The sequence below is a fragment of the Parabacteroides faecis genome, from assembly GCF_014647375.1.
Lineage (GTDB): Bacteria > Bacteroidota > Bacteroidia > Bacteroidales > Tannerellaceae > Parabacteroides > Parabacteroides faecis.
The window spans coordinates 136,257-162,441 of sequence record NZ_BMPB01000011.1 but is presented as its reverse complement, the minus strand read 5'-3'; the positions used below and the strand labels follow the sequence as shown (position 1 = coordinate 162,441).

Annotated in this window: 14 protein-coding genes; 13 read left to right on the top strand and 1 reads right to left on the bottom strand. The window is 44.5% G+C overall.

Going from position 1 to position 26,185, the window contains the following annotated elements; all coding sequences use genetic code 11:
• The first annotated feature begins 7 nt into the window (after positions 1-7).
• From IEY67_RS16835 to asnB, 5 genes are all read left to right on the top strand, one after another.
• Positions 8-463, top strand: a complete 456-nt coding sequence (locus IEY67_RS16835; protein ID WP_122374581.1) for a GNAT family N-acetyltransferase — start codon at positions 8-10, stop codon at positions 461-463.
• Between the two features lie 100 nt (positions 464-563).
• A complete protein-coding gene (locus IEY67_RS16830; protein ID WP_122374582.1) occupies positions 564-2,108 on the top strand; it encodes a sensor histidine kinase in 1,545 nt (514 codons plus the stop codon).
• A 306-nt stretch (positions 2,109-2,414) separates the two neighbouring features.
• Entirely contained in the window at positions 2,415-6,959 is a 4,545-nt protein-coding gene (gltB, locus tag IEY67_RS16825; protein ID WP_183671821.1) for a glutamate synthase large subunit, read from the top strand.
• Positions 6,960-6,992: 33 nt separating this feature from the next.
• Positions 6,993-8,414 carry a glutamate synthase subunit beta gene (locus IEY67_RS16820; RefSeq protein ID WP_183671822.1) on the top strand — a complete coding sequence of 474 codons (1,422 nt, stop codon included), beginning with the start codon at positions 6,993-6,995 and terminating at the stop codon, positions 8,412-8,414.
• 13 nt (positions 8,415-8,427) lie between these two features.
• Positions 8,428-10,092, top strand: a complete 1,665-nt coding sequence (asnB, locus tag IEY67_RS16815) for an asparagine synthase B (RefSeq protein ID WP_122374585.1) — start codon at positions 8,428-8,430, stop codon at positions 10,090-10,092.
• Positions 10,093-10,275: 183 nt separating this feature from the next.
• Here asnB and IEY67_RS16810 read toward each other — a convergent pair whose 3' ends face one another.
• Positions 10,276-10,614, bottom strand: a complete 339-nt coding sequence (locus tag IEY67_RS16810; RefSeq protein ID WP_122374586.1) for a cupin domain-containing protein — start codon at positions 10,612-10,614, stop codon at positions 10,276-10,278.
• Positions 10,615-11,040: 426 nt separating this feature from the next.
• Between IEY67_RS16810 and IEY67_RS16805 the strand changes: the two genes are divergently transcribed.
• The 8 genes from IEY67_RS16805 (at position 11,041) to IEY67_RS16770 (ending at position 26,134) form a co-directional block, all read left to right on the top strand.
• The gene (locus IEY67_RS16805) at positions 11,041-11,625 is read left to right on the top strand and encodes an RNA polymerase sigma-70 factor (RefSeq protein ID WP_122357242.1); all 585 of its coding nucleotides are present in this window, start codon (positions 11,041-11,043) and stop codon (positions 11,623-11,625) included.
• A 57-nt stretch (positions 11,626-11,682) separates the two neighbouring features.
• Positions 11,683-12,705, top strand: coding sequence for a FecR family protein (locus IEY67_RS16800; protein ID WP_183671823.1), 1,023 nt, complete (start codon positions 11,683-11,685; stop codon positions 12,703-12,705).
• Between the two features lie 249 nt (positions 12,706-12,954).
• On the top strand, positions 12,955-16,338 hold the full coding sequence (locus IEY67_RS16795) for a TonB-dependent receptor (protein WP_229801104.1): 3,384 nt from the start codon (positions 12,955-12,957) through the stop codon (positions 16,336-16,338).
• A 26-nt stretch (positions 16,339-16,364) separates the two neighbouring features.
• Complete coding sequence (locus tag IEY67_RS16790) at positions 16,365-17,900, top strand: RagB/SusD family nutrient uptake outer membrane protein (protein WP_183671824.1); 1,536 nt, start codon at positions 16,365-16,367, stop codon at positions 17,898-17,900.
• Between the two features lie 90 nt (positions 17,901-17,990).
• Positions 17,991-21,164 (top strand): glycosyl hydrolase, encoded by a 3,174-nt coding sequence (locus IEY67_RS16785; protein WP_183671825.1) that lies wholly within the window; start codon positions 17,991-17,993, stop codon positions 21,162-21,164.
• A gap of 387 nt (positions 21,165-21,551) precedes the next feature.
• A complete protein-coding gene (gene dapF / locus IEY67_RS16780) occupies positions 21,552-22,361 on the top strand; it encodes a diaminopimelate epimerase (RefSeq protein WP_183671826.1) in 810 nt (269 codons plus the stop codon).
• Between the two features lie 57 nt (positions 22,362-22,418).
• Positions 22,419-23,645 carry an LL-diaminopimelate aminotransferase gene (locus IEY67_RS16775; RefSeq protein WP_122357238.1) on the top strand — a complete coding sequence of 409 codons (1,227 nt, stop codon included), beginning with the start codon at positions 22,419-22,421 and terminating at the stop codon, positions 23,643-23,645.
• 302 nt (positions 23,646-23,947) lie between these two features.
• The gene (locus tag IEY67_RS16770; RefSeq protein WP_183671827.1) at positions 23,948-26,134 is read left to right on the top strand and encodes a glutamine synthetase III family protein; all 2,187 of its coding nucleotides are present in this window, start codon (positions 23,948-23,950) and stop codon (positions 26,132-26,134) included.
• Positions 26,135-26,185 lie beyond the last annotated feature (51 nt).

Here is a 26,185-nt window from a genome sequence, read left to right as displayed (position 1 = left end):
CAACATCATGAAAATTATATCGGTAAAAGAAAATCCGGCATACAAAGACATAGCGATCAACTATCTGCAAAGTAAATGGCCTTCTGTATATCCCGTCATGTATGAGGATAGTATTAATCATTGTATAGATTCTCCGAGTTCTTTTCCACAATGGTATTTGTTGGAAAAAGATGATCAGATCATCGGCTGTGCAGGACTGATCACGAACGATTTTATCAGCCGGATGGATTTGTATCCATGGGTTTGCGCTGTGTATATAGACGAAACTCAACGAGGAAATTTTTATAGCAGCCTTTTATTGGAGAAAGCCAAAGAAGATACGGTTAAAGCAGGTTTTAACAAACTATACCTCAGCACCGAGCATATAGGCTTCTATGAAAAGCTGGGATTCAAATATATAGGACAAGGATACCATCCCTGGGAAGACGAATCACGGATATACGAAATAGAAATAAAAGCATAATTTCTCCGAATAACAGAGATTATGCTGTAACTTTTTCAACCTAATTCATGCTTTGATTTTGAATAAATACATATATTTGCTTCTAATAAAAATAAAGTTTATGAGAATCACGTATTTTATTATCACCCTCGCAATTTGTTTTTGTACTTCGCTTTTTGCGGAGAACAAAGCAAACGATTTAATGAAACAGGCACAGAACAGCCTGGAACAAAAGGACTTTACCAAAGCCCGTTATCTTTATATCCAAGCTTACAAAGCCTTCTCGAATGAAGGAGACTATACGCAAGCCATTGATTGTGGAACAAAAGCGACATATCTTTATTACCGCGAAAACTACTATCAGGAAGCGTTTGAGCTTTGCCGGCAAATGACCCAGTTTCTGTTGACCGAAGAACAAAAAGCACAGAAAACATTCTACGACCAGCGTTTCCAACTGACAAAAGAACGGCTACAAATGTACATCAAGCTCAAAAATGCAGTGCAAGCCCAACTTCAGTTGAATACTCTGGATAACCTGGTCAGTCAAGCCGGTAGCGACAAGCTCGCCGAAGATTTATTATATACCCAGGCAAGCTATTATTATACCTTCGGACAAAACGATCAGGGAGACGCCAGTTTTAACAAACTGATCAACCAGTTCAAAGACAAAAAAGAATACGACAAAGTGAGTGAATGTTACAGACATCTGATCTCCATTGCCCGTACGGCAAATAATGCTCCGTTAATGGAACGTACCTATGAAAAGTATATCGTCTGGACCGATTCAGTAAAGGCACTCAATGCACAGGATGAACTGGGAGCATTGCAACTGAAATATGATGAAAGCCAGAAAACCATACAGGAAAAAGATGACAAACTATCGGGCAAACAATACATGATAGTAGGTCTCTGCACATTGGTGGTTATTCTTATCGCGGCTTTGGCTTTACTTGCCTTCCTGTTGTTACGTTTCATTGTACTCAACAAAAAGCTGAAAAACATTATCCAGACAACCAACGAGCATAGTGAACAGCAAACCAAATTTATTCAAAGTATTTCCGAACAAATGGAGCCTACACTCAATATGCTTGATATGTCGGCAGGAGAATTACGTAATACAGCTCCCCAACAAGCGGCTTCTATCCAGAAACGTGTAGATGCTTTGAAACAATTCAGCCTGAACATTCAGGAACTTTCTTCTCTTGAAAGTTCTTTAATGGAGACTTACGAGACACAATCCTTCAACATGGGTAGTTTTTGCAAAAAAGCGATGGATAAAGTAAAGGATAAGATACATCCTGATGTAGAAGTGATCGTAGATGCTCCTCAATTGGAAGTAAAATCAAATCCGGAACAGCTGGAACGTGTCTTACTACATTTGTTGAATAATGCTGCTTCATACACGACATCCGGCAAAATATGGCTGGAATTCAAGAGAAAAGGAGCTCATCTTTGCCATCTTATCGTAACAGATAACGGTACAGGAATTCCTGATGAACAAAAAGAGAACCTGTTCAAGCCATTCAACGAAGTCAAAGACCTGGCAGATGGCGACGGACTCGGATTGCCAATCTGTGCTCTGATCGCCAATAAACTGAATGGAAACCTGTCAATCGATAAAGACTACAAAAAAGGATGCAGGTTTATTCTGGTATTACAGATCTAAGAGAAACATTAATCACTTTATTTTCTATATAAAAGCCTTTCAGGAAAACTGGAAGGCTTTTTTGTTATTTATTTGACCATTTCAAAAAGAAGTTCTTTCAGATTAAAAGCAAAAAGAACTATACATGTTTCATATTGATACCAAAACAACAATTATCATATCAAATAGAAACCATCCATTCAGATAAAGTAAAAAAACGTCACACTTTAACACCACAATATATATCACAATGAAAGAAACACTCTATATTTGTCAAACAATTTGACAACAAAAACAGGCATTACACAAACATAAGGTCAACAAACAATGAAAGAACAGATCTATTTGAACAGAAAACAGGGATTATATGATCCAGCGAATGAACATGACGCCTGCGGTGTAGGAATGTTGGTAAACATTCACGGAGGAAAGTCGCACGACATTGTAGAGTCAGCCCTTAAAGTATTGGAAAATATGCGTCACCGTGGTGCAGAAGGTGCAGATAACAAGACGGGGGATGGTGCAGGTATTCTATTGCAGATTCCTCACGAATTTATTCTGTTGCAAGGGATTCCCGTACCGGAAAAAGGGAAATACGGTACAGGTCTGGTCTTTCTTCCTAAAGACGAAACACAGCGATCCGCTATCCTCAGTATTATGATCGAAGAGATTGAAAAGGAAGGACTAACCCTGATGCACCTGCGGAAAGTTCCGGTCAACAGCGATATATTGGGGAAGGATGCCCTGGCAACTGAACCGGATATCAAGCAGCTCTTCGTGACCGGATGCGATAACCAACAGGAGCTGGAATTGAAGTTGTACGTTATCCGTAAACGTATTGAGAATAAAGTAGCAACCTCTGACCTGCCAGGCAGAAATGACTTCTATGTGACCTCGTTATCCACTAAAAATATTGTATATAAGGGAATGCTGGAGTCGATGCAACTTCGTCATTATTTTCCCGACCTGACAAATAATTATTTCACAAGTGGACTGGCATTGGTTCACTCCCGCTTCAGTACGAATACGTTCCCGACATGGAGCCTGGCCCAACCATTCCGTCTGCTGGCACATAACGGGGAGATCAATACGATCCGTGGAAACAGGGGATGGATGGAAGCACGGGAAAGCGTACTCACCTCACCTACGATCGGGAATATAGAAAGTATCCGTCCGATTATTCAGCCCGGGATGAGCGATAGTGCCTCACTGGACAATGTGCTGGAGTTTCTGGTCGCTTCCGGATTGAGTCTGCCTCATGCCATGGCGATGCTGGTACCGGAAAGTACAAATGAGAAGAATCCGATATCGGATGACCTGAAAGCGTTTTATGAATATCATTCTATCCTGATGGAACCGTGGGACGGACCGGCAGCTCTGTTATTCAGCGACGGACGGTTTGCCGGAGGTATGCTGGATCGTAATGGTTTGCGTCCGGCACGTTACCTGATCACGAAAAACGACATGATGCTGGTAGCTTCCGAAGTGGGCGTAATGGATTTTGAAGCAAACGAGATCAAAGAGAAAGGCCGTCTGCAACCGGGAAAAATATTGATGGTCGATACAGAGAAAGGCGAAATATATTATGACGGCGAACTGAAAAAACAACTCGCCGAAGCCAAACCTTATAAGACATGGCTGTCAAACAACCGCGTGGAACTGGACGAACTGAAATCAGGACGTAAAGTACCCCATACAGTCGAAAACTACAGTAAAATGTTACGCACCTTCGGGTACAGCCGCGAAGATGTGGAAAAGATCATCATGCCGATGTGTACCGGAGGTGCCGAACCGGTCGGCTCTATGGGGAATGATACGCCATTGGCCGTTCTATCCGATCGTCCGCAGTTATTGTTCAATTATTTCCGTCAGCAATTTGCCCAGGTGACCAATCCTCCGATCGACCCGATCCGCGAAGAACTGGTCATGAGTCTGGAAGAATATATAGGAGCCGTAGGTAATAATATCCTTGTGCCGAGTGAAAGCCATTGTAAAATGGTACGGCTGAATCATCCGATCCTGACCAACACGCAATTAGATTTGCTCTGCAACATCCGCTATAAAGGATTCAATGCAGTCAAACTGCCTATGTTGTTTGAAGTGGAAAAAGGACGGGAAGGCTTGAAAGCAGCTCTCGACGAGCTGTGCAAACAAGCGGAACAATCCGTTACCGACGGTGTGAACTACATCATCCTGAGCGATAAGAACGTAGATGAAAGGAGGGCACCTATCCCGTCGCTGCTTGCCGTCAGCGCCGTACATCATCACCTGATCTCCGTACAAAAACGTGTACAGACAGCTCTGGTCGTTGAAACCGGCGAGATGCGCGAGGTTATGCATGCCGCCCTCCTGCTGGGGTACGGAGCAAGTGCCATCAATCCGTATATGGTTTTTGCCATCCTGAAAGAGCTGGAAGGGAAACATGAGATCCAGCTGAACTACGAAACGGCACGCAAGAATTATGTAAAATCCATTTGCAAAGGGCTTTTCAAAGTGATGAGTAAAATGGGGATCAGTACTATCCGCAGTTATCGCGGAGCCAAACTGTTCGAAGCCGTCGGTTTGGATGCCGGACTGGCACGCACCTATTTCGGCGGTACGACCAGCAACGTCGGCGGTATACGCCTGGATGAGATCGCCCGCGATGCGATCGTGCAGCATCAGCAGGCTTTTAACCTTCCGGTTGATGAGATGCTGGAACATAAAGGGATATACAGCTTCCGAAAAGACGGGGAGAAACATGCCTGGAACCCGGAAACCATTTCTACCCTGCAACTGGCTACACGCCTGGGCAGTTACAAGAAGTTCAAAGAATATACCCATATGGTGGACGAAAAAGAATCGCCCATCTTCCTGCGTGACTTCCTTACTTTCAAGAAACAAAAATCTATTCCGGTCGAACAGGTGGAACCCGCCTCCGAAATTATGAAGCGTTTCGTCACAGGCGCCATGAGCTTCGGCTCCATCAGCAAAGAAGCACATGAGACGATGGCCATGGCGATGAACAAGATACACGGCCGGAGCAATACCGGTGAAGGAGGTGAAGACCCGGTACGCTTCACGCCACGTAAAGATGGCTCGTCACTCCGCTCCGCGATCAAACAGGTGGCATCCGGACGTTTCGGCGTTACTACGGAATATCTGGTCAACGCGGATGAGATACAGATTAAGGTTGCCCAGGGTGCCAAACCGGGAGAAGGCGGTCAGTTACCGGGATATAAGGTCAATGATATCATTGCCAGGACTCGTCATTCCATACCGGGTATTTCGTTGATCTCCCCTCCTCCCCATCATGATATTTATTCGATCGAAGATCTGGCACAACTGATCTTCGACCTGAAGAATGTCAATCCGAAAGCAGAGATCAGTGTCAAGCTGGTATCGGAAAGCGGTGTCGGAACGATCGCTGCCGGAGTTGCCAAGGCGAAGGCCGACCGTATTGTCATCTCCGGGGCAGAGGGAGGAACAGGTGCGTCACCGATCAGTTCGATCCGTTATGCGGGATTACCCCCCGAACTGGGTTTGTCGGAGACGCAGCAGACATTGGTTATGAACAATCTGCGCGGACAAGTCCGCCTGCAAACCGACGGGCAACTGAAGACCGGACGCGACATCGTCCTGATGGCAATGCTGGGAGCTGAAGAATTTGGTTTTGCCACCTCTGCCCTGATCGTCCTGGGTTGTGTCATGATGCGCAAATGTCATATGAATACCTGCCCTGTCGGCGTTGCGACACAAGACGAAGAGTTACGGAAACGTTTCCACGGACGGCATGAGTATCTGGTAAACTTCTTTACTTTCCTGGCGGAAGAGGTGCGCGAATATCTGGCGGAAATGGGCTACAGCAAACTGGATGATATTATCGGACGGACAGATTTTATAATTAGAAAAGGGACGCAGAATACGCAGACGGGCGCGGACCAGAAAACAACTAATTCCAAATATGATTTACTGGACTTCACGCACCTGTTACATCTTCCGGAACAAGCGGCTCACACAGCTATCCATCATCTGACCAACCAGGTACATCAAATAGAGAATGTGAAAGATGTGGACATCATCCGTCATGCACAGGCAGCCATCGAACAGCAGCAGGAAGTATCGCTCGATTATGCCATCGCCAACACAGACCGCAGCGTCGGCGCCATGCTTTCCGGTGAAATAGCCAAACGTTACGGAAATGCCGGACTGCCGGAACATACGCTCAATATAAAATTCAAAGGTTCGGCCGGACAGAGCTTCGGCGCCTTCCTTGCCCACGGCGTTCATTTCCGCCTGGAAGGAGAAGCGAACGATTATCTCGGAAAAGGTCTTAGCGGCGGACGTATCAGCCTGATGCCACCGGTACGCTCCACCTTCGTTGCCGAGGACAATACGATTGCCGGCAATACCTTATTATACGGGGCAACCGGTGGAGAAGTCTACATCAATGGTCGTGTCGGCGAACGTTTCTGCGTGCGTAACAGCGGAGCCATAGCCGTAGTGGAAGGTGTAGGAGATCATTGCTGCGAATACATGACGGGAGGCCGCGTGGTTGTGCTCGGTCGCACAGGCCGCAACTTTGCTGCCGGAATGAGTGGCGGTGTGGCCTACGTATGGAACAAGGCGGGCGATTTCGATTATTACTGCAATATGGAAATGGTCGAACTCTCCCTGATCGAAGACAGTGCCACCCGCAAGGAATTGCATGAACTGATCCGTAAGCACTACCACTACACAGGCAGCCATCTGGCCGGAAAGATGCTGGACAACTGGGATAAACAGGTAGATGAATTCATCCGGATCGTCCCGATCGAATACAAGAAAGTCCTGCAGGAAGAACAGATGAAAAAGTTGCAGCAGAAGATTGCGGAGATGCAGCGAGATTATTAAACTGATTTTTTTGACATTAGACATTTAAACATCATGGGAAATCCAAGAGCATTCCTCACCATACATAGACAAGAAGCAGGCTATCGTCCTGTAGAAGACCGTATCGACGATTTCAGCGAAGTAGAACAAACACTCAACAGCAGCGATCGCCGCCGTCAGGCTTCCCGTTGCATGGACTGCGGCGTTCCTTTCTGCCATTGGGCTTGCCCGCTCGGAAACAAACAACCGGAATGGCAGGACTTCCTTTATAAAGGACAATGGCGTGAAGCCTATCACGTATTGGAACAGACCTGCGACTTTCCGGAGTTTACCGGCCGCATCTGCCCTGCCCTCTGCGAAAAAAGCTGCGTACTGAAACTAAGTTGCGATGAACCCGTCACCATCCGTGAAAATGAAGTCGCCATTATCGAAGCTGCCTTCCGTGAAGGTTTTGTACAGCCGGTCACCCCCGTACGTAACGGAAAACGCGTTGCCGTCATAGGCAGCGGTCCGGCAGGACTGACTGTTGCCAATCAGTTAAACCGCAAAGGATACGAAATCACAGTCTTTGAAAAAGACGAACTACCGGGTGGTCTGCTCCGTTTCGGCATTCCGAACTTCAAACTGAGCAAAAACATCATCGACCGGCGTATCCGCCTGATGGAAAAGGAAGGTATCCGGTTCCGGGTCAACACCATGGTAGGAAAAGAAATCCTTGCCAAGGATATAGTAAAGGAATACGATGCCGTCTGTGTCGCCATCGGAGCTGAAACACCCCGTGACCTGCCGATCGATGGCCGTAACCTGAAAGGCGTCCATTTCGCTCTCGAACTGCTGGGACAACAAAACCGTCTTTTGGAAAGTATCGTCATCCCTCCCAAAAGTATCATCAACTGTAAAGGCAAGAAAGTTCTCGTCATCGGCGGCGGTGATACCGGAAGCGACTGCGTAGGAACAGCCAATCGTCACGGTGCAGCAAGTGTGACACAGATCGAGATCATGCCGCAACCGCCTATCGGTCATAACCCTGAAACTCCCTGGCCCATGTATCCACAGGTACTAAAGACCAGCAGCAGCCATGAAGAAGGTTGCCTTCGCCGGTGGAATCTCGCTTCCCGCCGTTTCATCGGAGATAAAAATACGTTGAAAGGCGTAGAAGTAGAGGAAGTAGAATGGCATTCATCTGCAAACGGAGGCCGTCCCGAAATGAAACTGACGGGAAAGAAAGAGATCATCGAAGCCGACCTCGTATTCCTGGCCATGGGTTTTGTCCATCCCGAACAGGAAGGTCTTGTCAAAGAGCTTTCACTGGCAGTAGATACCCGTAAAAACATTGTCGTCGACCATAAGCACCAGATAGCCGACAGCAAACTATTCGCCTGCGGCGATGCCGTCAGTGGTGCCAGCCTGGTCGTTCGCGCCATGGCTTCGGGCAGGGAAACGGCAAAAGCAATAGACAACTATCTAACAAAATAAAACAATAACGATTATGTGTGGCATTACAGCAATCTTCAACATCCGTGAAGACGCCTCCGCCCTCCGTGGCCAGGCATTGGAAATGAGTAAACGAATCCGTCACCGCGGACCGGACTGGAGCGGCATCTACCAGGGACGCACTGCCATCCTTGCCCACGAACGCCTCTCCATCGTCGACCCGGCCTCCGGTGGTCAGCCTCTGAAAAGTAAAGACGGCAAACTGATCCTGACCGTAAACGGTGAAATCTATAACCACCGTGAAATCCGTGAAGAGCTAAAAGACGAATACGAATTTCTGACCGGTTCCGACTGCGAAGTCATCCTCGCCCTCTACCGCAAATACGGTACCGGTTGCGTCGAACGGCTCAGCGGCATCTTTGCCTTCGCCCTCTACGACGAAGAAAACGATACCTACCTGATCGCCCGCGACCCGATCGGTGTCATCCCCCTTTATATGGGTTACGACGACCACGGCCATCTTCTCATCTCTTCCGAACTGAAAGGTCTGGAAGGTTTCGCTACCATGTACGACCAGTTCAAACCCGGCCATTATTTCTATAGCAAAGATATCGACCTCACCCGATGGTACGTCCGTGACTGGATGGATTATGAAAATGTAAAAGAGAACCCCGCCCGTGCAGAAGAATTACATGATGCCCTCGAATCCGCCGTCCAACGCCAACTGATGAGCGATGTTCCCTACGGTGTCCTCCTTTCCGGCGGCCTGGACTCTTCCATCATTTCAGCCATTGCCAGGAAATACGCTGCCAAACGTATCGAAACCGATAACAAAGCCGATGCCTGGTGGCCGCAACTCCACTCTTTCGCTATCGGCCTGAAAGGTGCCCCTGACCTGGCCGCAGCCAGGAAGGTAGCCGACTACATCGGCACCGTCCACCACGAAATCAACTATACGGTACAGGAAGGGCTCGATGCCATCCGCGACGTAATCTATTATATTGAGACGTACGATGTAACGACCGTACGCGCCTCCACTCCGATGTATCTCTTGTCCCGCGTGATCAAAAGTATGGGTATCAAGATGGTGTTGAGCGGTGAAGGAGCCGATGAAGTTTTCGGTGGTTATCTCTATTTCCACAAGGCACCCGATGCCAAAGCATTCCACGAGGAGACCTTACGTAAACTAAGCAAATTATACATGTATGATTGCCTGCGTGCCAACAAAAGCCTTTGTGCCTGGGGCGTGGAAGGCCGTGTCCCCTTCCTCGACAAAGAATTTCTGGATGTAGCAATGCGCCTGAACCCAGCAGCCAAAATGTGCCAGGGCAAGACCATCGAAAAGAAAATCCTCCGCGAAGCCTTTGCCGGCATGTTACCGGAAGAAATCGCCTGGCGTCAGAAAGAACAGTTCTCCGACGGTGTAGGCTATAGCTGGATTGACAACCTAAAGAAGATCACATCCGAACTGATCACCGACGAAGAGATGAAACATGCGGCAGAACGTTTCCCGATCAATACGCCTCAAAACAAAGAGGAGTATTATTACCGTACTATCTTCGAAGAACATTTCCCCAGCGAAAGTGCCGCACGCAGCGTTCCTTCCGTTCCGAGCGTCGCCTGCTCCACAGCTGAAGCATTGGCGTGGGATGCTACTTTCAGTAATATGAACGAACCGAGCGGACGTTCCATCAAAGGAGTACATGAAGCGGCTTACTGACCGTGACATAAACCGAGTCAACCCTTTTTATTGATTAGGCAGAAAGTAGTCAACTAAAATCGTTAAACTACACAATAAAAGTGTTTCACCCTAATGGAACAACTGTTTCATTACGTTGAAACAACTGTTCCATTAGGGTGAAACACTTTCAAGGTTATAGTCGTCCGGATAACATTCCGGCAGTTATAAAAAATCTTCCCTAACCGGACTAAACGTATCGATCAACACACCGGCTTCCACACATTCGCATCCATGTAAAACACCCGGTTTCATATAAACGCCATCTCCTGTCCTGACGATCTTTGTTTCCCCGTCCGTCATAAAATTAAACACGCCACTGGCCACATAAGTAGTCTGTGTATGCGGATGTGTATGAGGTGCCCCGACTGCTCCGGTCTCAAATTTCACCTTTACCATCATCAAATCATCATTATATCCCATGATCTGACGCTGCACACCTCCACCGAGGTCTTGCCATTCTATCTTTTCTTCAAATTGAAAATTAGCACTTTCCTGATTCATAACCTATTATTTTACATTTTAATAGAATGTAAAGATAAACGATAATACATATTCTTCAAATATTGATATAATATTTTCATGCAGTCAGGATTGATGATTCATCTATAAGATCGCTTTATCTTTTCTTTAAATTAAAAAAAAACAGGAATATAGTAAGATAAGAAAAAAGAATTCACACCCTAGTTCTTGAAGAACTATGAATAAACGAATACGGTAATTTGCTTATAATATGCCTGTTAGATATAGTCAAAAGTTTATTAACCACTATTATGGATGTATATGTTATTATTAACACACAAAAAATGAACTCTGATTATTACACAATTAACAACCACGAATAGTAAAATAAATTATATTTGTACCCTTGAAATGCATAAGTTCTTCAAGAACTACACACAATAGTAAAGGAGAAAGAGTTCTATTGCGATGGACAATACAAAGGAAAAGGAGATTAATATAATTGATAATTTATTTTGGAAAATTGCTATTAAAGATGACGAAACTGCATTCCGTACTCTTTTTTTTCAATTTTTCTCCCCTTTGTGTGTCTTTGCCCACCGATACATAGATAATTGGGAAACCTGTGAAGATATTGTACAGGATACTTTTTTTAAAATATGGAAAAACAGGAAAAACATAGAAATAAACACCTCTAGCCGAAACTTTCTTATTACCAGTGTCAGAAATGGCTGTATAGACAATCTAAGAAAAAAAGAATCGGAACTGGACTGGCAACAAAAAGAGTCGATCTCTGTCCAAAGCTATTCATCCGAAGATATATACACAACCATTGAGCTGGAGCAAATGCTAAATGCCGCATTGTCCAAACTCCCGGAAAATATCCGGAGCGTTTTTGAAAAGAATAGATTCGGAGGAAAAACATACAACGAAATCGCTATCGAACACAATATTTCCATAAAAACAGTAGAAGCTCATATGACGAAAGCTCTAAAACACCTGAGGGTGGAACTGAAGGATTATCTGCCATTGCTACTACTCTTTATCCATTAACACATTTTAATATAGGGTAATTGATGGACCTATACGTCTAATACAAAAATCATAAAAGTGGAAATAAACACAGAACATATTATAGCGTATCTGGAAAATCGTTTATCAGCAGAAGAAAAGGAGATTTTCGATCATTTAATGCAGGATTCCCCTGAATTAAAAAAAGAAGTCGATGATTTACGTTTTATCCTTCAAAGGGCTGATGATCTGAATCTCCAAAGACAAATCGATCCGACCGCACACTGGAAAAAAATATCCAGACGGATCGCTTTTGAAAGTTATAAAAATAAAGCCTGGAGACTACTCCGTTCCAGTGCTGCTGTTTTATTAATCCCTGCATTGATTACGAGTTATATCCTATATAACACATTAAATGAATGGAATAACAAGCCTATAGAACAATTAGAGGTCACATCTGCCTACGGATTAGTATCAAAAGTAACATTATCTGACGGATCTGAAGTCTGGTTGAACTCCGGTTCCCGTCTCTCCTTCCCGGAAAGATTTACCGGAAAAGAGAGAAATGTTTCATTATCCGGAGAAGCCTATTTTAAAGTTTCCTCCGATAAAGAAAACCGGTTTAACGTTACTATCCCGGGCAACCTGGTAGTCAGTGCCTACGGTACAGAGTTCAATATCAACGCATACGAAGAAGACAAAAATATTGAAACAACTTTAGCCAAGGGCCATGTCGATGTATCGGAAATCGATCAACCCTCCTTCAGGACATTGCATCCGGGGCAACAGGTAACCTTTAATAAAGAAACCAACAAGATGGATGTTGCTGATGCCAACCTATTGGTCACCACTTCATGGAAAGACGGAAAAATGATTTTCCGCCGGGCTAGTATGGCTGAAATCATCCGGCGTTTATCCCGCCATTTCAACGTTGATATAAAACTGGAAGGAAAAGAAATATACAATTATGAATATTCCGCAACTTTCACGACTGAATCATTAAGCAATATACTACAACTATTAGAAAAGACAGCACCTATCAAATGCCGGATCATAGAGCCTGAACAAAGTGATGACTATTCATATTCAAGGCGAACAGTCATTATACGATCATTAAAATAAAAAAATCACTTTTTTCATAGGGGGTTTGAAAGGTAGTACGTCTAATATACAAAAGCGAACTGGTATTAATTATTTGTTAACTTAAAAAATAAATTATGACATGAAAACGTAAAGACAAAAACGGGAAAATGCTGACTACATTTCCCCGCTTATTCCAAATTCATTACCTATCCGAAAATCTCACCTGACGAATGGTAATCGTTTAATTAAGTTATTTATAAACCTAATCAATTTAGACAATGTGAAATTATGAAGAATTTGTCAAAACAAAAAGGTTTTAAGTCTAATTTTGACTTATTACCAAAAATTCCAATGCGTATGCGGATCGCTTCCCTTTTTCTCGCAGGCTTTTTATTTCAAGCCAACGCTGAAGCTTTATATTCCCAATCTGCACTTGTATCCCTGAAAATGGAAAATGCAACAGTGGAAGAAGTATTAAATAAGATTGAAGAAAAGTCTGATTTCTATTTCTTATACAATAGCAAACTGGTAAACGTTGACCGTAAAGTATCTGTTTCTGTTAACGGAAATAGTATAGAAACTATCCTACATTATTTATTCGATGGGACTGATGTCGATTATAAGGTAAGTAACAGACAGATCATATTAAGCCGAAAAGAAGACACAACAAATACTATTACAGGTCAACAAGGAAAAATCATTACAGGAACGGTTATCGACGCCACCGGTTACCCCGTGATCGGAGCCAATGTGGTGATCAAAGGTACTACCAACGGAACCGTTACCGATGCGGATGGTAAATTCTCCTTACAGGTCTCGGAAGGAGATATCCTTGAAGTTTCTTTTATCGGATATTTATCGTTTGAGACAAAGGTAAGTAGTGCCAACCAATACTCAGTGACATTAAAAGAAGACAGCCAGAAACTGGACGAAATCGTTGTCGTAAGTTATGGTACCCAGAAAAAAAGAGAATTGACGGGAGCCGTAAGTACGATGAAAGCAGATGATTTTGCCGATGTACCGGTAGCACAGCTTTCACAGAAAGTTCAGGGACAGATCCCTGGCGTACAAGTCGTTCAGCAGTCGGGTATTCCCGGTCAGGGAATGGCATTCAGAATCCGTGGTGCAGCATCCATCAACAACTCCAGCCAACCGCTGATTGTAGTCGACGGAATGCCTATATCAACAGGCCTGAATAATCTGAACCCCGATGATATCGAAAGCTTCACCGTCCTGAAGGATGCGGCAGCTTCCTCTCTTTATGGCTCCAGAGCAGCTAACGGTGTTGTTCTTATTACGACCAAAAAAGCCAAACAAGGACGTACTGAAGTTACTTTAAACACCTATTTCGGAGTTCAGACACTTAAAGGGCTGAGTGATTTTGATAATTTCGATATGATGGATGCCAGAGAATTCGCACAATATAAGAAAGAATGGTACGAAGATAAAGCCAAATACGAAGGCTATACCGACGGAGTTCCGGAAATGTACCAGCATCCCGAACAATATGGAAAAGGCACAAACTGGTATGAAGAAGTGACACGCTCGGCAGCTACAATACAAAATTACACGTTGAACGTAAGTGGCAGCAAAGATAAATTCAATACGAATATATCTCTCGGCTATTTCAAACAGGAAGGTTTGGTAGTTAATTCCAATTTTGAACGTTTCACTTTCAGAGCGAATAATGACTATCAGGTAAATGATAAGATCCGTTTAGGATTGAATATATCTCCGATGGTTCAGAATTATACTAATGCGAATACGGACGGTCAACGACAAATATTAAGTGCCTCTCTTTCGGCTGACCCTTGCGTAAGTCCTTATGATGAAAACGGAGACCTTACTATCGCGATCAACTCGCCGGGAATGTTCGGACAGCCGAACTGGAAACGTTATGCAAATGAAAGACTTAATAATTACAGGATATATACAATCCTGGCTAATGCTTTTGCCGACGTGGATATTTACGCCGGAATAAAATATAAATTCCAGATCAGTGCAGACTTAGGTTCCCGCCGCTTCAGAGAATGGACTCCGTCGACTTCACAAGGGTCGTGGGTACAGGCACCGCCTAATAAAGCTTATAGTCAGCATAACTCGGAACAATATTATACATGGACAGCTGAAAACCTGCTGACATATGCTAAAGAGATCGCAGATCATAAGTTTGACCTTATGGCTGGTTATTCCGCTCAGAAATTTGTTTCCGAGTACGGTAATCTGAACGGAACTGATTTCGGAGACGATGATATCCCCTGGATAAGTGCCGCTGCTACTAAAGGAGGAAGTGCCGGTATCGATGAATGGGCTCTGGCTTCAATAATCGGACGTGTCAATTACAGCTTTAAAGACAGATATTTCTTACAGGCCAATATCCGTCGTGACGGTTGTTCCCGTTTTGGTGTAAACAATCGGTGGGCTACATTCCCTTCTGTTTCCGCAGGTTGGGTTTTCTCGGATGAATCTTTCATGAGTCATGTAAATAATGTAATGAATTATGCGAAGGTCAAAGCAAGCTACGGTGTCACTGGTAACTACAATATCGGTAACTATGACCATTGGTCTACAGTAGGAGTCGGCAACTATATTTTAGGAAATACATTGGTACCCGGTAAAGGTCTTACAGCTATAGGTAACAGCGGTTTGACCTGGGAAGAAACGGATCAATGGGATATTGGTTTGGAATTGGGTTTCCTGAATGACCGTATCTTTATGACATACGACTTCTATAACAAATTCACAGACGGAATGCTTTACCAAATAGATATGCCCTGGTCTACCGGCTTTGACAATATCAAAGCAAATATCGGTAAATTCCGTGCATGGGGTCATGAACTATCTATCGAGTCCAGAAACCTTATCGGCAATTTCAAATGGAAAACAAATCTGAATCTGACCATTCCCAGAAATGAGGTGAAAGCCCTCGGCCCCAACAACGTGCCAATCGGTGGATACGATGTTGCTGAAGACTGGAACCGTCTGGAAGTAGGCCAACCTATCGGTATAATCATGGGATATGTTTTCGACGGCGTTTATATGACACAGGAAGAATTTAATTCGCAGCCCAAACACGTAACATCCGTTGTCGGATCGGCACGCATGAAAGATACAAACAATGATGGTGTGATCGATATCTATGACCGTGTTAAAATTGCAGATCCTAATCCGAGTGTATTATTTGGTATTACCAACGAATTTTCATGGAAGGATTTTGACTTAAGCATTTTCTTACAAGGACAAATCGGAGGTGATGTTGTTGCCGGTATATATGAAAACTGTTGGAATCTCGATGGTGTATTCAATGTATCGAAAGATGTAAAAGATCGTTGGAGATCTGAAGAAAATCCGGGTAACGGTAAAATCCCCCGTACTTACGGTCCTTCAACAGAACTTTTCCGTAGTTATCATACGGGAATGGTCTATGACGCATCTTATATATCGCTCCGCAATGTAACACTCGGATATAATATACCTATTAAAAAGAATGCATACATATCAAAAATACGGCCTTATATTTCCGGACAAAATCTGGCTATAATAAAAGCCTATCCGGGAACCAACCCTGAGGCTAGCAGTAGCAGTAGTCTAAGTTGGAGAGGATTAGGTATAGACAGAACAAACTATCCGATACCAAGAACATTTACTATTGGCTGTAATATTACATTTTAAGTTGTATCGTATAAAAAGTATCAGACATGAAAAAAATATTTATAATATGTTTTGCAGCAGCGCTGTTAAATACTGCATGTTCCAGTAGTTTTTTAGATATTCCGCCACAAAGCTCTTCGACAGAAGGGAGTTTCTTTAAAACAGAGGATCATTTCACACAAGCCATAAATAACACCTACGCAAGTTTGCGTGAACTTTATAATGATAAAGGTTGGTCTATGTCGGAAATGAGATCCGATAATACTCATTATACCAGATATGAAGCAGGAAGAGGATATCCCACAACCGATAAAGAGAATATCGCCGACTTCCTGGTTGCTATAGAAAATACGTATGTACGTGACATGTGGAAATCTTGCTACACAAGCATATCTAAAGCAAATACAGTGATAGACAGAATTGAAACAAAGAATTTCTCTGAAGATTTCACAAAGAAAACATTGGGACAAGCTAAATTCATCAGAGCATTCGTCTATTTCCAATTAGTTCAGTACTTCGGAGGTGTGCCGTTGCAATTACATGAAGTAACGAGTGCTGAAAATAATGATTTGCCACGTTCTTCTGTCGAGGAAGTATATGCACAGATAATTACAGATGTCAAAGAGGCTATCGACTATTTAAAACCTGTAAGCTTTCCTCAGGACGGGTCTGCAACTCAGGGAGCCGCCAAGACGTTATACGCCTATGTCTTGATGACCAAACCTGATCGTGATTATGCTGAAGCAGAAAGACAATTGCTGGACGTTACAAAAATGGGATATGATCTTGAAACTGAATTTGCAGATGTATTCGATACCGGCAAGAAAAACGGAAAAGAACATATTTTCTCTATCCAATATCAGCAGGGAGATCAGGGACAACAAAGTAGTTGGCTGTACATTTTCTTACCGAGAACAGCTAATGCTGATGTTGCAACAGGAGTGCAAGGAAGTAACTTAGTAGAAAATTCCGGCTGGAATGTTCCTACATCTGAAACGATCAATCTTTTCTCTGATAAAGACAAGCGTCGTGATGTGTCTATAGGAATAGCTGTCTGCAACGATAACGACATGTACACTAAAATCGATAATTGGTTTTATGTCGGAGATCCGGAGATAGCAAACTATAAGTTAGCCCTTCCTTTTATCCGGAAATATCAACATGCACATGCCAAACTTCGTAATATGGATGATAACTGGCCAGTATACCGGTATTCAGATGTATTGTTACTGTTAGCAGAATGCGCTGTAGAACAAGGGAAACCGAATGAAGCCAATAAATACTTAAACCGTGTACGTGAAAGAGCAGGTTTAGAAGCATACAATGGTGTTGTTACAGCAGATATAGTTGCTAATGAGAGAAGAATGGAGCTTGCTTTTGAAAACCACCGGTGGTTTGACCTGATCAGAACAGGCAAAGCACTTGAAGTTATGAAAGCGTATGGTGAATACATCAAAAAAGAAGACGTTGGTTTACCGGCTAACACTTATAATATCAAACCTGGGTATCTGTTATACCCCATTCCTTTCCAGGAAATGGAACGTAATAAGAATCTGACACAAAATGAAGGTTATCTGAAGTAGTTCTTTCTAAGAAACAACTTAAATTCCGGAATATAGATCTACTTTATATTTCGGAATTTATTTTTAATCACAAACATTAAAATGATCAGAATGAAGAATGTATTTTTTATTTTGCTGATATTATCGACGAATATCCTGTTCAATGCGTGTAAAGAGGAAAGCGATACCGTCTTTGAAGAAGCATTCGACAATCCGCCCGAATCAACGAAACCCTGGGTCTATTGGTACTGGATCAGTGATAATATATCGAAAGAGGGCATTACACGCGATTTGGAAACGATGGCCAAAGTCGGCATCGGTGAAGCCCTTATCGGCAACGTTGTCGACCCGGGGAATCCCTGGGGGAAAGTGAAAGTTCTCAGCGAGGAATGGTGGAGTTGCGTAGAGCACGCCATCAAAGAAGCAGACAGGCTCGGTATCAAAGTCGGTATGTTCAACGGACCCGGATGGAGCATGTCCGGAGGTCCCTGGGTACAACCTGAAGAAGCGATGCGTTATCTCACTTCGTCTGAAGCCAGGGTTACAGGCGGAAAGAAGATAGAGATTCAATTGGAACAACCGGCAGACTTCTTCCAACAGGTTTCCGTACAGGCTTTTCCTGCTCCCAAGGATGATCAGGGGCACATAACTGCCGCCATGGCAGAAATACATGCTGACCAGCCAGGAGTAAAAGCCATGTTCGACGGAAACAGGAAAACCGCATTCAAAGCCGATAAATATCCTGTCATCATCGATATCCATACCAAAGAACCTTATACGGCACGAAGCATCGAATTCGTTCCCGTGGAAAGCGGTATCGGAGCAAACTTCAAATTGCAGATCAAACAAAGCGAAGGCGATTACAAAACCATTGCCTACCGCGATGTTGCCCGCACAAGATTGGATGCCAATATGGGCGGTATGACATTCGGACCTGCTACAGAAAGTTTCGACGCTGTTACGGCTTCCGATTTCCGGATAATCATAGACGGCTATTATGGCGGACATATCGGAGAAATTGAAATATCAGGAGCCGCCAGATTATCCCATTTTGTAGAAAAACAGTTAGGGCGGTTAAGCGATATCCCGCAGGTGAAAGCCGATACTTATATGTGGAACAAATCGGCCGAACCGGAAAATGATGAGCTGAAAATAAGTGCCGGTGCAATCATCGATATCACCGGTAATGTGGATGAAAAAGGTGTCTTAAGATGGGAGGCTCCGGAAGGGGAATGGATCGTTTTAAGAACGGGAATGGCACTTACCGGAACACAGAACGCACCGGCTTCTCCCGAAAGTACAGGTTATGAAATAGATAAAATGAGTAAAGCCACAGCGACCAAACATTTCGATGCTTATGTCGGTGAGATCATACGCCGCATTCCGGCTGAACAGCGCAAAGGTTTCAGGCACGTTGTGGCGGACAGCTACGAACAAGGTTCAGAAACATGGACGGAAGGTTTCGGCGAACTGTTTGAGAAAGAATACGGATACAGTCCATATCCATGGATGCCCGTATTAACCGGGCGTATCGTAGAGAGCGCCGAACGTTCCGACCGCTTTTTATGGGATCTGCGACGGTTGGTTGCCGATCGCATAGCAATTGATTATGTTGGAGGACTCCATGATAAATGTGAAGAAAACGGATTACGCCTTTGGCTGGAGAATTACGGACACTGGGGATTCCCTGCCGAGTTTCTGAATTATGGCGGTGCAAGCCATGACGTCGGCGGAGAGTTCTGGATAAGCGATCCAAGCCTGGGAGCCGTTGAATGCCGTTGTGCCTCATCGGCTGCCAATACATACGGGAAACCGTTCACCTCAGCCGAAGCCTTTACCTCTTCCTGGTCGTTCAACCTGACTCCGCGGGATATGAAGAAGATGGGAGACTGGTCCTGGACAGAAGGGATAAACCATTTTGTATTGCATGTGTATATCCACCAGGCCTATGAAGAAAAGCCGGGTATTAATGCCTGGTTCGGTATGGACTTCAACCGGCACAGCAACTGGTTCCCGCATTCCGGCTCCTATTTCGATTATGTACGCAGGTCGACTGCCATTTTACAAACCGGAAAGCATGTGGCGGATGTCGCGTATTTTATCGGGGAAGATGCCCCCAAAATGACAGGTGAGAAAAACCCGTCTCTGCCTCGTGGCTATGACTATGACTTCATTAACAGTGAAGTTCTACATAAATATGCAGATGTTAAGGATGGTAAACTGGTACTGAAATCCGGCATGTCCTACAGGTTGCTTGTTTTACCCAACCAACAGACCATGCGTCCTGAAATGTTGGAAAAGATAGCGGAACTCGTTAAAAATGGATTGGTTGTCTTAGGTCCCAAACCCCTATCCTCTCCCAGCGGCAAAGATTATCCTTCCGCAGATAACAGGGTTGCTTCCCTGGCAAACGAATTATGGGGGAACGGCGAACATGCACACAAGTATGGCAAAGGAATGGTTCTTTCCAATATGGAGATCAATGAAGCGGCAGAATTATTGGATATGAAACCGGATATGGTCATGCCGGAAGGTTTCTTATTCACGCACAGAAGTACAGGTAATTCGGATGCCTACTTTATTACCAATCAGAAAGATGACAAGAACAAGGGTGAGTTCGGTTTCAGGGTTACAGGAAAACAGCCTGAACTATGGAATGCTGTTACCGGAGAAAAACGCGACCTATACGAATTCAGGGAAGAGAACGGTTTCACCTATATCCCTCTTGAGTTCGACCAGTCAGATTCCTGGTTTATCGTATTCCGTAAAGGGATAGAAAAGAAGAAAGACAGACCGAACTTCCCTGAAAAAACGACTGTGCAAACACTAAAAGGGGATTGGAAAGTAAAATTTGAAGCAGCAAATGACACCATTGAAAGTATCATCCTGCCGGAATTAAAAGATCTGACAACCTTCGATGATCCTTCCATCAAATATTTCACGGGAGTTGCAACCTATTCAAATGAATTTGAATATACCGAAGAGACGACTTCTCCTGTATGGATTAATCTGGGAAAAGTTGAAGCGATGGCACAGGTCACAATCAACGGACATAAACTGCCTTATCTCTGGAGATATCCTTACTCCATAGAAATCTCCGATTTTCTTGTGAAAGGCACCAACAGGATTGAAGTGGATGTCGTGAACACATGGTGGAACCGTCTTGTCGGTGACAAGCAACCCAACAGCAAGCAACATGCTTCTGCAACAGTCTGCAGATGGAATGCAGAAAGTAAATTGTTGCCGGCTGGATTGATAGGACCCGTTACTATAAAAAAGGAATAAGCAAACTTTTCCAGTAAAGATTCGGATAAATCGCCGAATCTCATTTTACAAAAAGACGCCATTTTGAACGATTCACTTACTTTTCGTTCAGAATGGCGTCTCTTTTATCTCCTTTCATTGACAAATAGTCATACTTACTAGGAATAACAAGTCTCCTTTTAACGATATTTCAGCAAGTTTTCACTTACGTCAACTTACAATATACTCCTATTCACTGTTATATAGTTATAATTCATAACAAACAAAGGGGATTATTAAAACAATTTATCACCACACGTAGTTTTATAGAACATTTAGATGCACTTACTGCATATAAAATATCAAAACGTCGTATATTTGCATTATAACAAAACAAAAAGAAATACCAAAAGGAGTAAAACAATCGAAATGACAAATCCAATTAGATTCACAAAGATGCACGGGGCCGGTAACGACTACATATACATAAACTCGATGGCTTATCCGCTGGAAAATCCGGAAGAGCTAGCCATTAAGTTGAGTGCACTGCATACAGGTATCGGATCAGATGGATTGGTTTTAATCGGTTCATCGGAAAAAGCCGATTTCAGCATGCGGATATTCAATGCCGACGGCTCCGAAGCCATGATGTGCGGAAACGCTTCCCGTTGTATAGGTAAATATGTTTACGAAGCAGGACTAACCAACAAAGAGACAGTCACACTGGAAACATTATCAGGCATCAAGATTCTGCAACTAACAGTTTCCAATGGCACCGTAACCGAAGTAACGGTCGATATGGGAACCCCGGAAATAATTGAACCATCCATTGAACTGAAAGCCGACGGACAAACGTATACCGGCACTATCCTGTCGATGGGAAACCCTCACCTGGTTATTTTTGTTACTAATATAAACGATATCGACTTGCCGGCTATCGGACCTAAGCTGGAATGTCATCCCCTCTTCCCCGACCGGACAAATGTTGAGTTTGTACAGGTTTTGAAAGACGATGAAGTCCGGATGAGGGTATGGGAACGGGGATCAGGGATTACCCAGGCTTGCGGAACAGGTGCTTGTGCAACCGCCGTCGCTGGAGTCGTATGCGGTAAGACCCAACGTAAAACAAAAGTGATCATGGACGGTGGACCGCTCACCATCCACTGGGATAAAGACAATGGAAAAGTCTATATGACCGGAGGAGCAGTCACCGTATTTGAAGGGACAATAGAAATATAACAAAAGACAGGCGCCCCCTGTCTCCACAAGACAACAACATAAAACAACAGAACGAATATGGCACTGATTAACGAACATTTCCTGAAACTACAGAACAGTTACTTATTTTCAGACATTGCGAAAAAAGTAAACAGTTTCAAGATAACGCACCCTAAAGACAAAATAATCCGCATGGGAATCGGTGATGTAACACAACCGCTGGCACCAGCCGTTATCGAAGCGATGCACAAAGCCGTCGACGACCTGGCAACCCAGGAGAATTTCCACGGCTATGGTCCCGAACAGGGTTATCCTTTCCTGATCGACGCTATCATCAAGAATGATTATGCCAGCCGAGGGATATTTCTGGAGCCGGGCGAAGTTTTCGTCAGTGACGGTGCCAAAAGCGATTGCGGAAATATAGGCGATATTCTCCGCCACGATAATAGTATCGGGGTACTCGATCCGGTCTACCCCGTCTATATAGATTCCAACGTCATGAGCGGACGTACCGGAGTATTGGAAAACGGAAAATGGAGCGATGTCGTTTATATTCCCTGCACGGAAGAAAACGATTTCATTCCCGAACTTCCAAGCCGCCGGGTAGATATCCTCTATCTCTGCTACCCCAACAACCCGACAGGCACAAGCCTGACAAAAGACGAGTTGAAGAAATGGGTAAACTACGCGCTGGCAAACGATGTACTGATCATGTACGATTCAGCTTACGAAGCTTACATACAGGACCCGAACATCCCCCACTCGATCTATGAAATCAAAGGGGCGAAAAAGGTTGCTATCGAATTTCGTAGCTTCTCGAAGACTGCCGGTTTCACCGGAGTACGTTGCGGATATACGGTTGTACCGAAAGAACTGAACGGCTTTACCCTGGGAGGCGAAAAGGTACAATTGAACAAGCTGTGGAACCGCCGTCAAACGACCAAATTCAACGGGACCAGCTACATCACCCAGCGGGGTGCCGAAGCGGTCTACTCTCCGGAAGGAAAAGAACAAGTGAAGGCTACGATCAACTATTATATGACTAACGCACGTATTATGAAAGAGGGTCTCCAGGGTTGCGGTCTGAAGGTATGGGGTGGTGAAAATGCTCCTTATCTCTGGGTAAAAGCTCCGAAAGGTCTCTCCTCCTGGAAATTCTTTGATAAGTTGCTTTACGAAGTCAATATCGTAGGGACACCGGGCGTAGGATTCGGCCCGAGTGGCGAAGGCTATCTGAGACTCACCGCCTTTGGCGACCGGGACGACACTTTGGAGGCAATGGCCAGGCTGAAGAAGTGGCTCTGAATAATTGAAAATTGAGAATTGAAAATACAGGAAGCAGGATGAAACAAAAGAGTAAACAACGTATCAATTCAGGTTATCTCATGAAAAGGACCGTATAGAGAAGCCGGCCGCTGCTTTTCGATTTTATAGAATGTTATACCGCAATGCCAAGCCCCAACTATGGCAGGTAACTCTATACTCCTTTTTATAGGGCAGCAATCCCTCCACATATGTGATTACTGCATCAGGATGTGGAAAGGAAGGTTCCTCCTACCTTCCCGGAAGATAAATAATAACAAACACTTACTTTAAAATCAAATAGTATGTCAAAGTTAAGATTCAGAGTTGTAGAATCGGCCTTCAAGAAAAGAGCCACCGAAGTAGCCACCCCGGCAGAACGTCCGTCGGAATATTTCGGAAAGAACGTATTCAACCGTGAGAAGATGTTCAAATATCTTCCGGAAAAGGCTTATGCCAAACTAGTCGATTCTATCGACAACGGCACTCCTCTCGACCGGGAAACGGCCGATGCCGTAGCCGCCGGTATGAAAAAATGGGCGATCGAAATGGGAGCAACCCATTATACCCACTGGTTTCATCCTCTGACCGAAGGAACCGCCGAAAAACATGATGCTTTCGTAGAGCACGACGGTAAAGGCGGAATGGTTGAAGAATTTTCAGGAAAACTCCTAATCCAACAGGAACCGGATGCTTCCAGTTTTCCGAACGGCGGTATCCGAAATACCTTCGAGGCACGCGGCTATTCGGCCTGGGATCCTTCATCCCCAGCTTTCATCGTTGGCGATACCTTGTGTATACCGACCATCTTCATTGCTTATACCGGCGAATCGCTGGACTATAAGGCTCCCTTGCTGAAAGCATTGGAAGCTGTCAATAAAGCAGCCGTCGACATATGCCACTATTTCAATCCGGATGTAAAGAAAGTATATGCTTATCTGGGATGGGAACAGGAATATTTTTTAGTAGACGAAGGTCTGTATGCTGCCCGTCCTGACCTGTTGCTTAGCGGTCGTACGCTGATGGGCCACGAAAGTAGCAAGAACCAGCAGCTGGAAGATCACTATTTCGGTGCCATTCCTACCCGTGTCATGGAGTTTATGAAAGAGTTAGAGATCGAATCCCTCAAATTGGGTATCCCATTGAAGACCCGCCACAACGAAGTAGCTCCTAATCAGTTCGAACTGGCTCCTATCTTTGAAGAATGCAACCTGGCAAACGACCATAACCTGCTCGTCATGGCCTTGATGCGTAAGATCAGCCGCAAGCATGGTTTCCGTGTCCTGTTGCATGAAAAGCCATTCAAGGGAGTAAACGGATCAGGTAAGCACAACAACTGGTCGCTGGGTACCGACACAGGCATCGGCCTGATGGGCCCGGGGAAGACTCCGGAGGACAACCTGCGCTTCATCACTTTCGTTGTAAATGTTTTGATGGCCGTTTACCGTCATAACGGATTACTGAAAGCAAGTATCTCCAGCGCAACCAACGCCCACCGCCTGGGAGCCAACGAAGCACCTCCCGCAATTATCTCCAGCTTCCTGGGAACCCAGTTATCACAGGTTTTAGACCATCTGGAAAAGAGTGAACCGGAGGATCTCATGCTGGCCGGTAAACAGGGAATGAAACTGGATATCGCCCGTATCCCCGAATTACTGATCGATAACACCGACCGTAACCGTACCTCTCCTTTCGCTTTCACCGGAAACCGTTTCGAATTCCGCGCCGTAGGTTCCGAAGCCAATTGTGCCTCGGCGATGCTGGCTCTGAATGCCGCCGTTGCCGAACAATTGAAGCTGTTCAAAACAGAGGTAGACGGAAAGATTGCAACCGGCAAAGACAAGTTTGCCGCCATCCTGGAAGTGCTCCGCAAAGACATCAAAGAATGCAAAGCCATCCATTTCGACGGCAACGGTTATAGCGATGAATGGAAAGAAGAGGCCAAACGCCGTGGCCTGGATTGTGAAACCAGTGTTCCGGTCATTTTCGACAATTACCTGAAAGAAAGTAGCATCAATATGTTCGAGTCGACAGGTGTCATGACCCGCAAAGAGCTGGAAGCCCGTAACGAAGTGAAATGGGAAACATATACAAAGAAGATACAGATCGAAGCCCGCGTATTAGGCGACCTGACGATGAACCATATCATCCCTATCGCCACCCGCTATCAGACTTCACTGGTCGATAACGTTTATAAAATGAAAGATCTTTTCCCGGCAGACAAGGCATCCGTCCTTTCCGCCCGCAACCTGGAGATCATCGAAGACATCGCTTGCCGCACCAACTTCATCAAGGAAAAGGTCGACGAAATGATCGAAGCCCGTAAGGTTGCCAACAAGATCGAGAGCGAACGCGAAAAGGCCATTGCCTACCACGATACCATCGTCCCGATGCTGGAAGAAATCCGCTACCACATCGACAAACTGGAACTGGTTGTAGACGACCAGATGTGGACATTACCGAAATATCGCGAATTATTATTTATCAGATAGTTTTTTGTTGATTGTTTTGTGTTTTAAAGGGAAGCATGCTACGAAGTATGG

Coding starts and splice junctions, on each gene's coding strand:
- IEY67_RS16835 (WP_122374581.1), top strand. CDS start 8: ATGAAAATTATATCGGTAAAAGAAAATCCGGCATACAAAGACATAGCG.
- IEY67_RS16830 (WP_122374582.1), top strand. CDS start 564: ATGAGAATCACGTATTTTATTATCACCCTCGCAATTTGTTTTTGTACT.
- gltB (WP_183671821.1), top strand. CDS start 2,415: ATGAAAGAACAGATCTATTTGAACAGAAAACAGGGATTATATGATCCA.
- IEY67_RS16820 (WP_183671822.1), top strand. CDS start 6,993: ATGGGAAATCCAAGAGCATTCCTCACCATACATAGACAAGAAGCAGGC.
- asnB (WP_122374585.1), top strand. CDS start 8,428: ATGTGTGGCATTACAGCAATCTTCAACATCCGTGAAGACGCCTCCGCC.
- IEY67_RS16810 (WP_122374586.1), bottom strand. CDS start 10,614: ATGAATCAGGAAAGTGCTAATTTTCAATTTGAAGAAAAGATAGAATGG.
- IEY67_RS16805 (WP_122357242.1), top strand. CDS start 11,041: ATGGACAATACAAAGGAAAAGGAGATTAATATAATTGATAATTTATTT.
- IEY67_RS16795 (WP_229801104.1), top strand. CDS start 12,955: ATGAAGAATTTGTCAAAACAAAAAGGTTTTAAGTCTAATTTTGACTTA.
- IEY67_RS16790 (WP_183671824.1), top strand. CDS start 16,365: ATGAAAAAAATATTTATAATATGTTTTGCAGCAGCGCTGTTAAATACT.
- IEY67_RS16785 (WP_183671825.1), top strand. CDS start 17,991: ATGAAGAATGTATTTTTTATTTTGCTGATATTATCGACGAATATCCTG.
- dapF (WP_183671826.1), top strand. CDS start 21,552: ATGACAAATCCAATTAGATTCACAAAGATGCACGGGGCCGGTAACGAC.
- IEY67_RS16775 (WP_122357238.1), top strand. CDS start 22,419: ATGGCACTGATTAACGAACATTTCCTGAAACTACAGAACAGTTACTTA.
- IEY67_RS16770 (WP_183671827.1), top strand. CDS start 23,948: ATGTCAAAGTTAAGATTCAGAGTTGTAGAATCGGCCTTCAAGAAAAGA.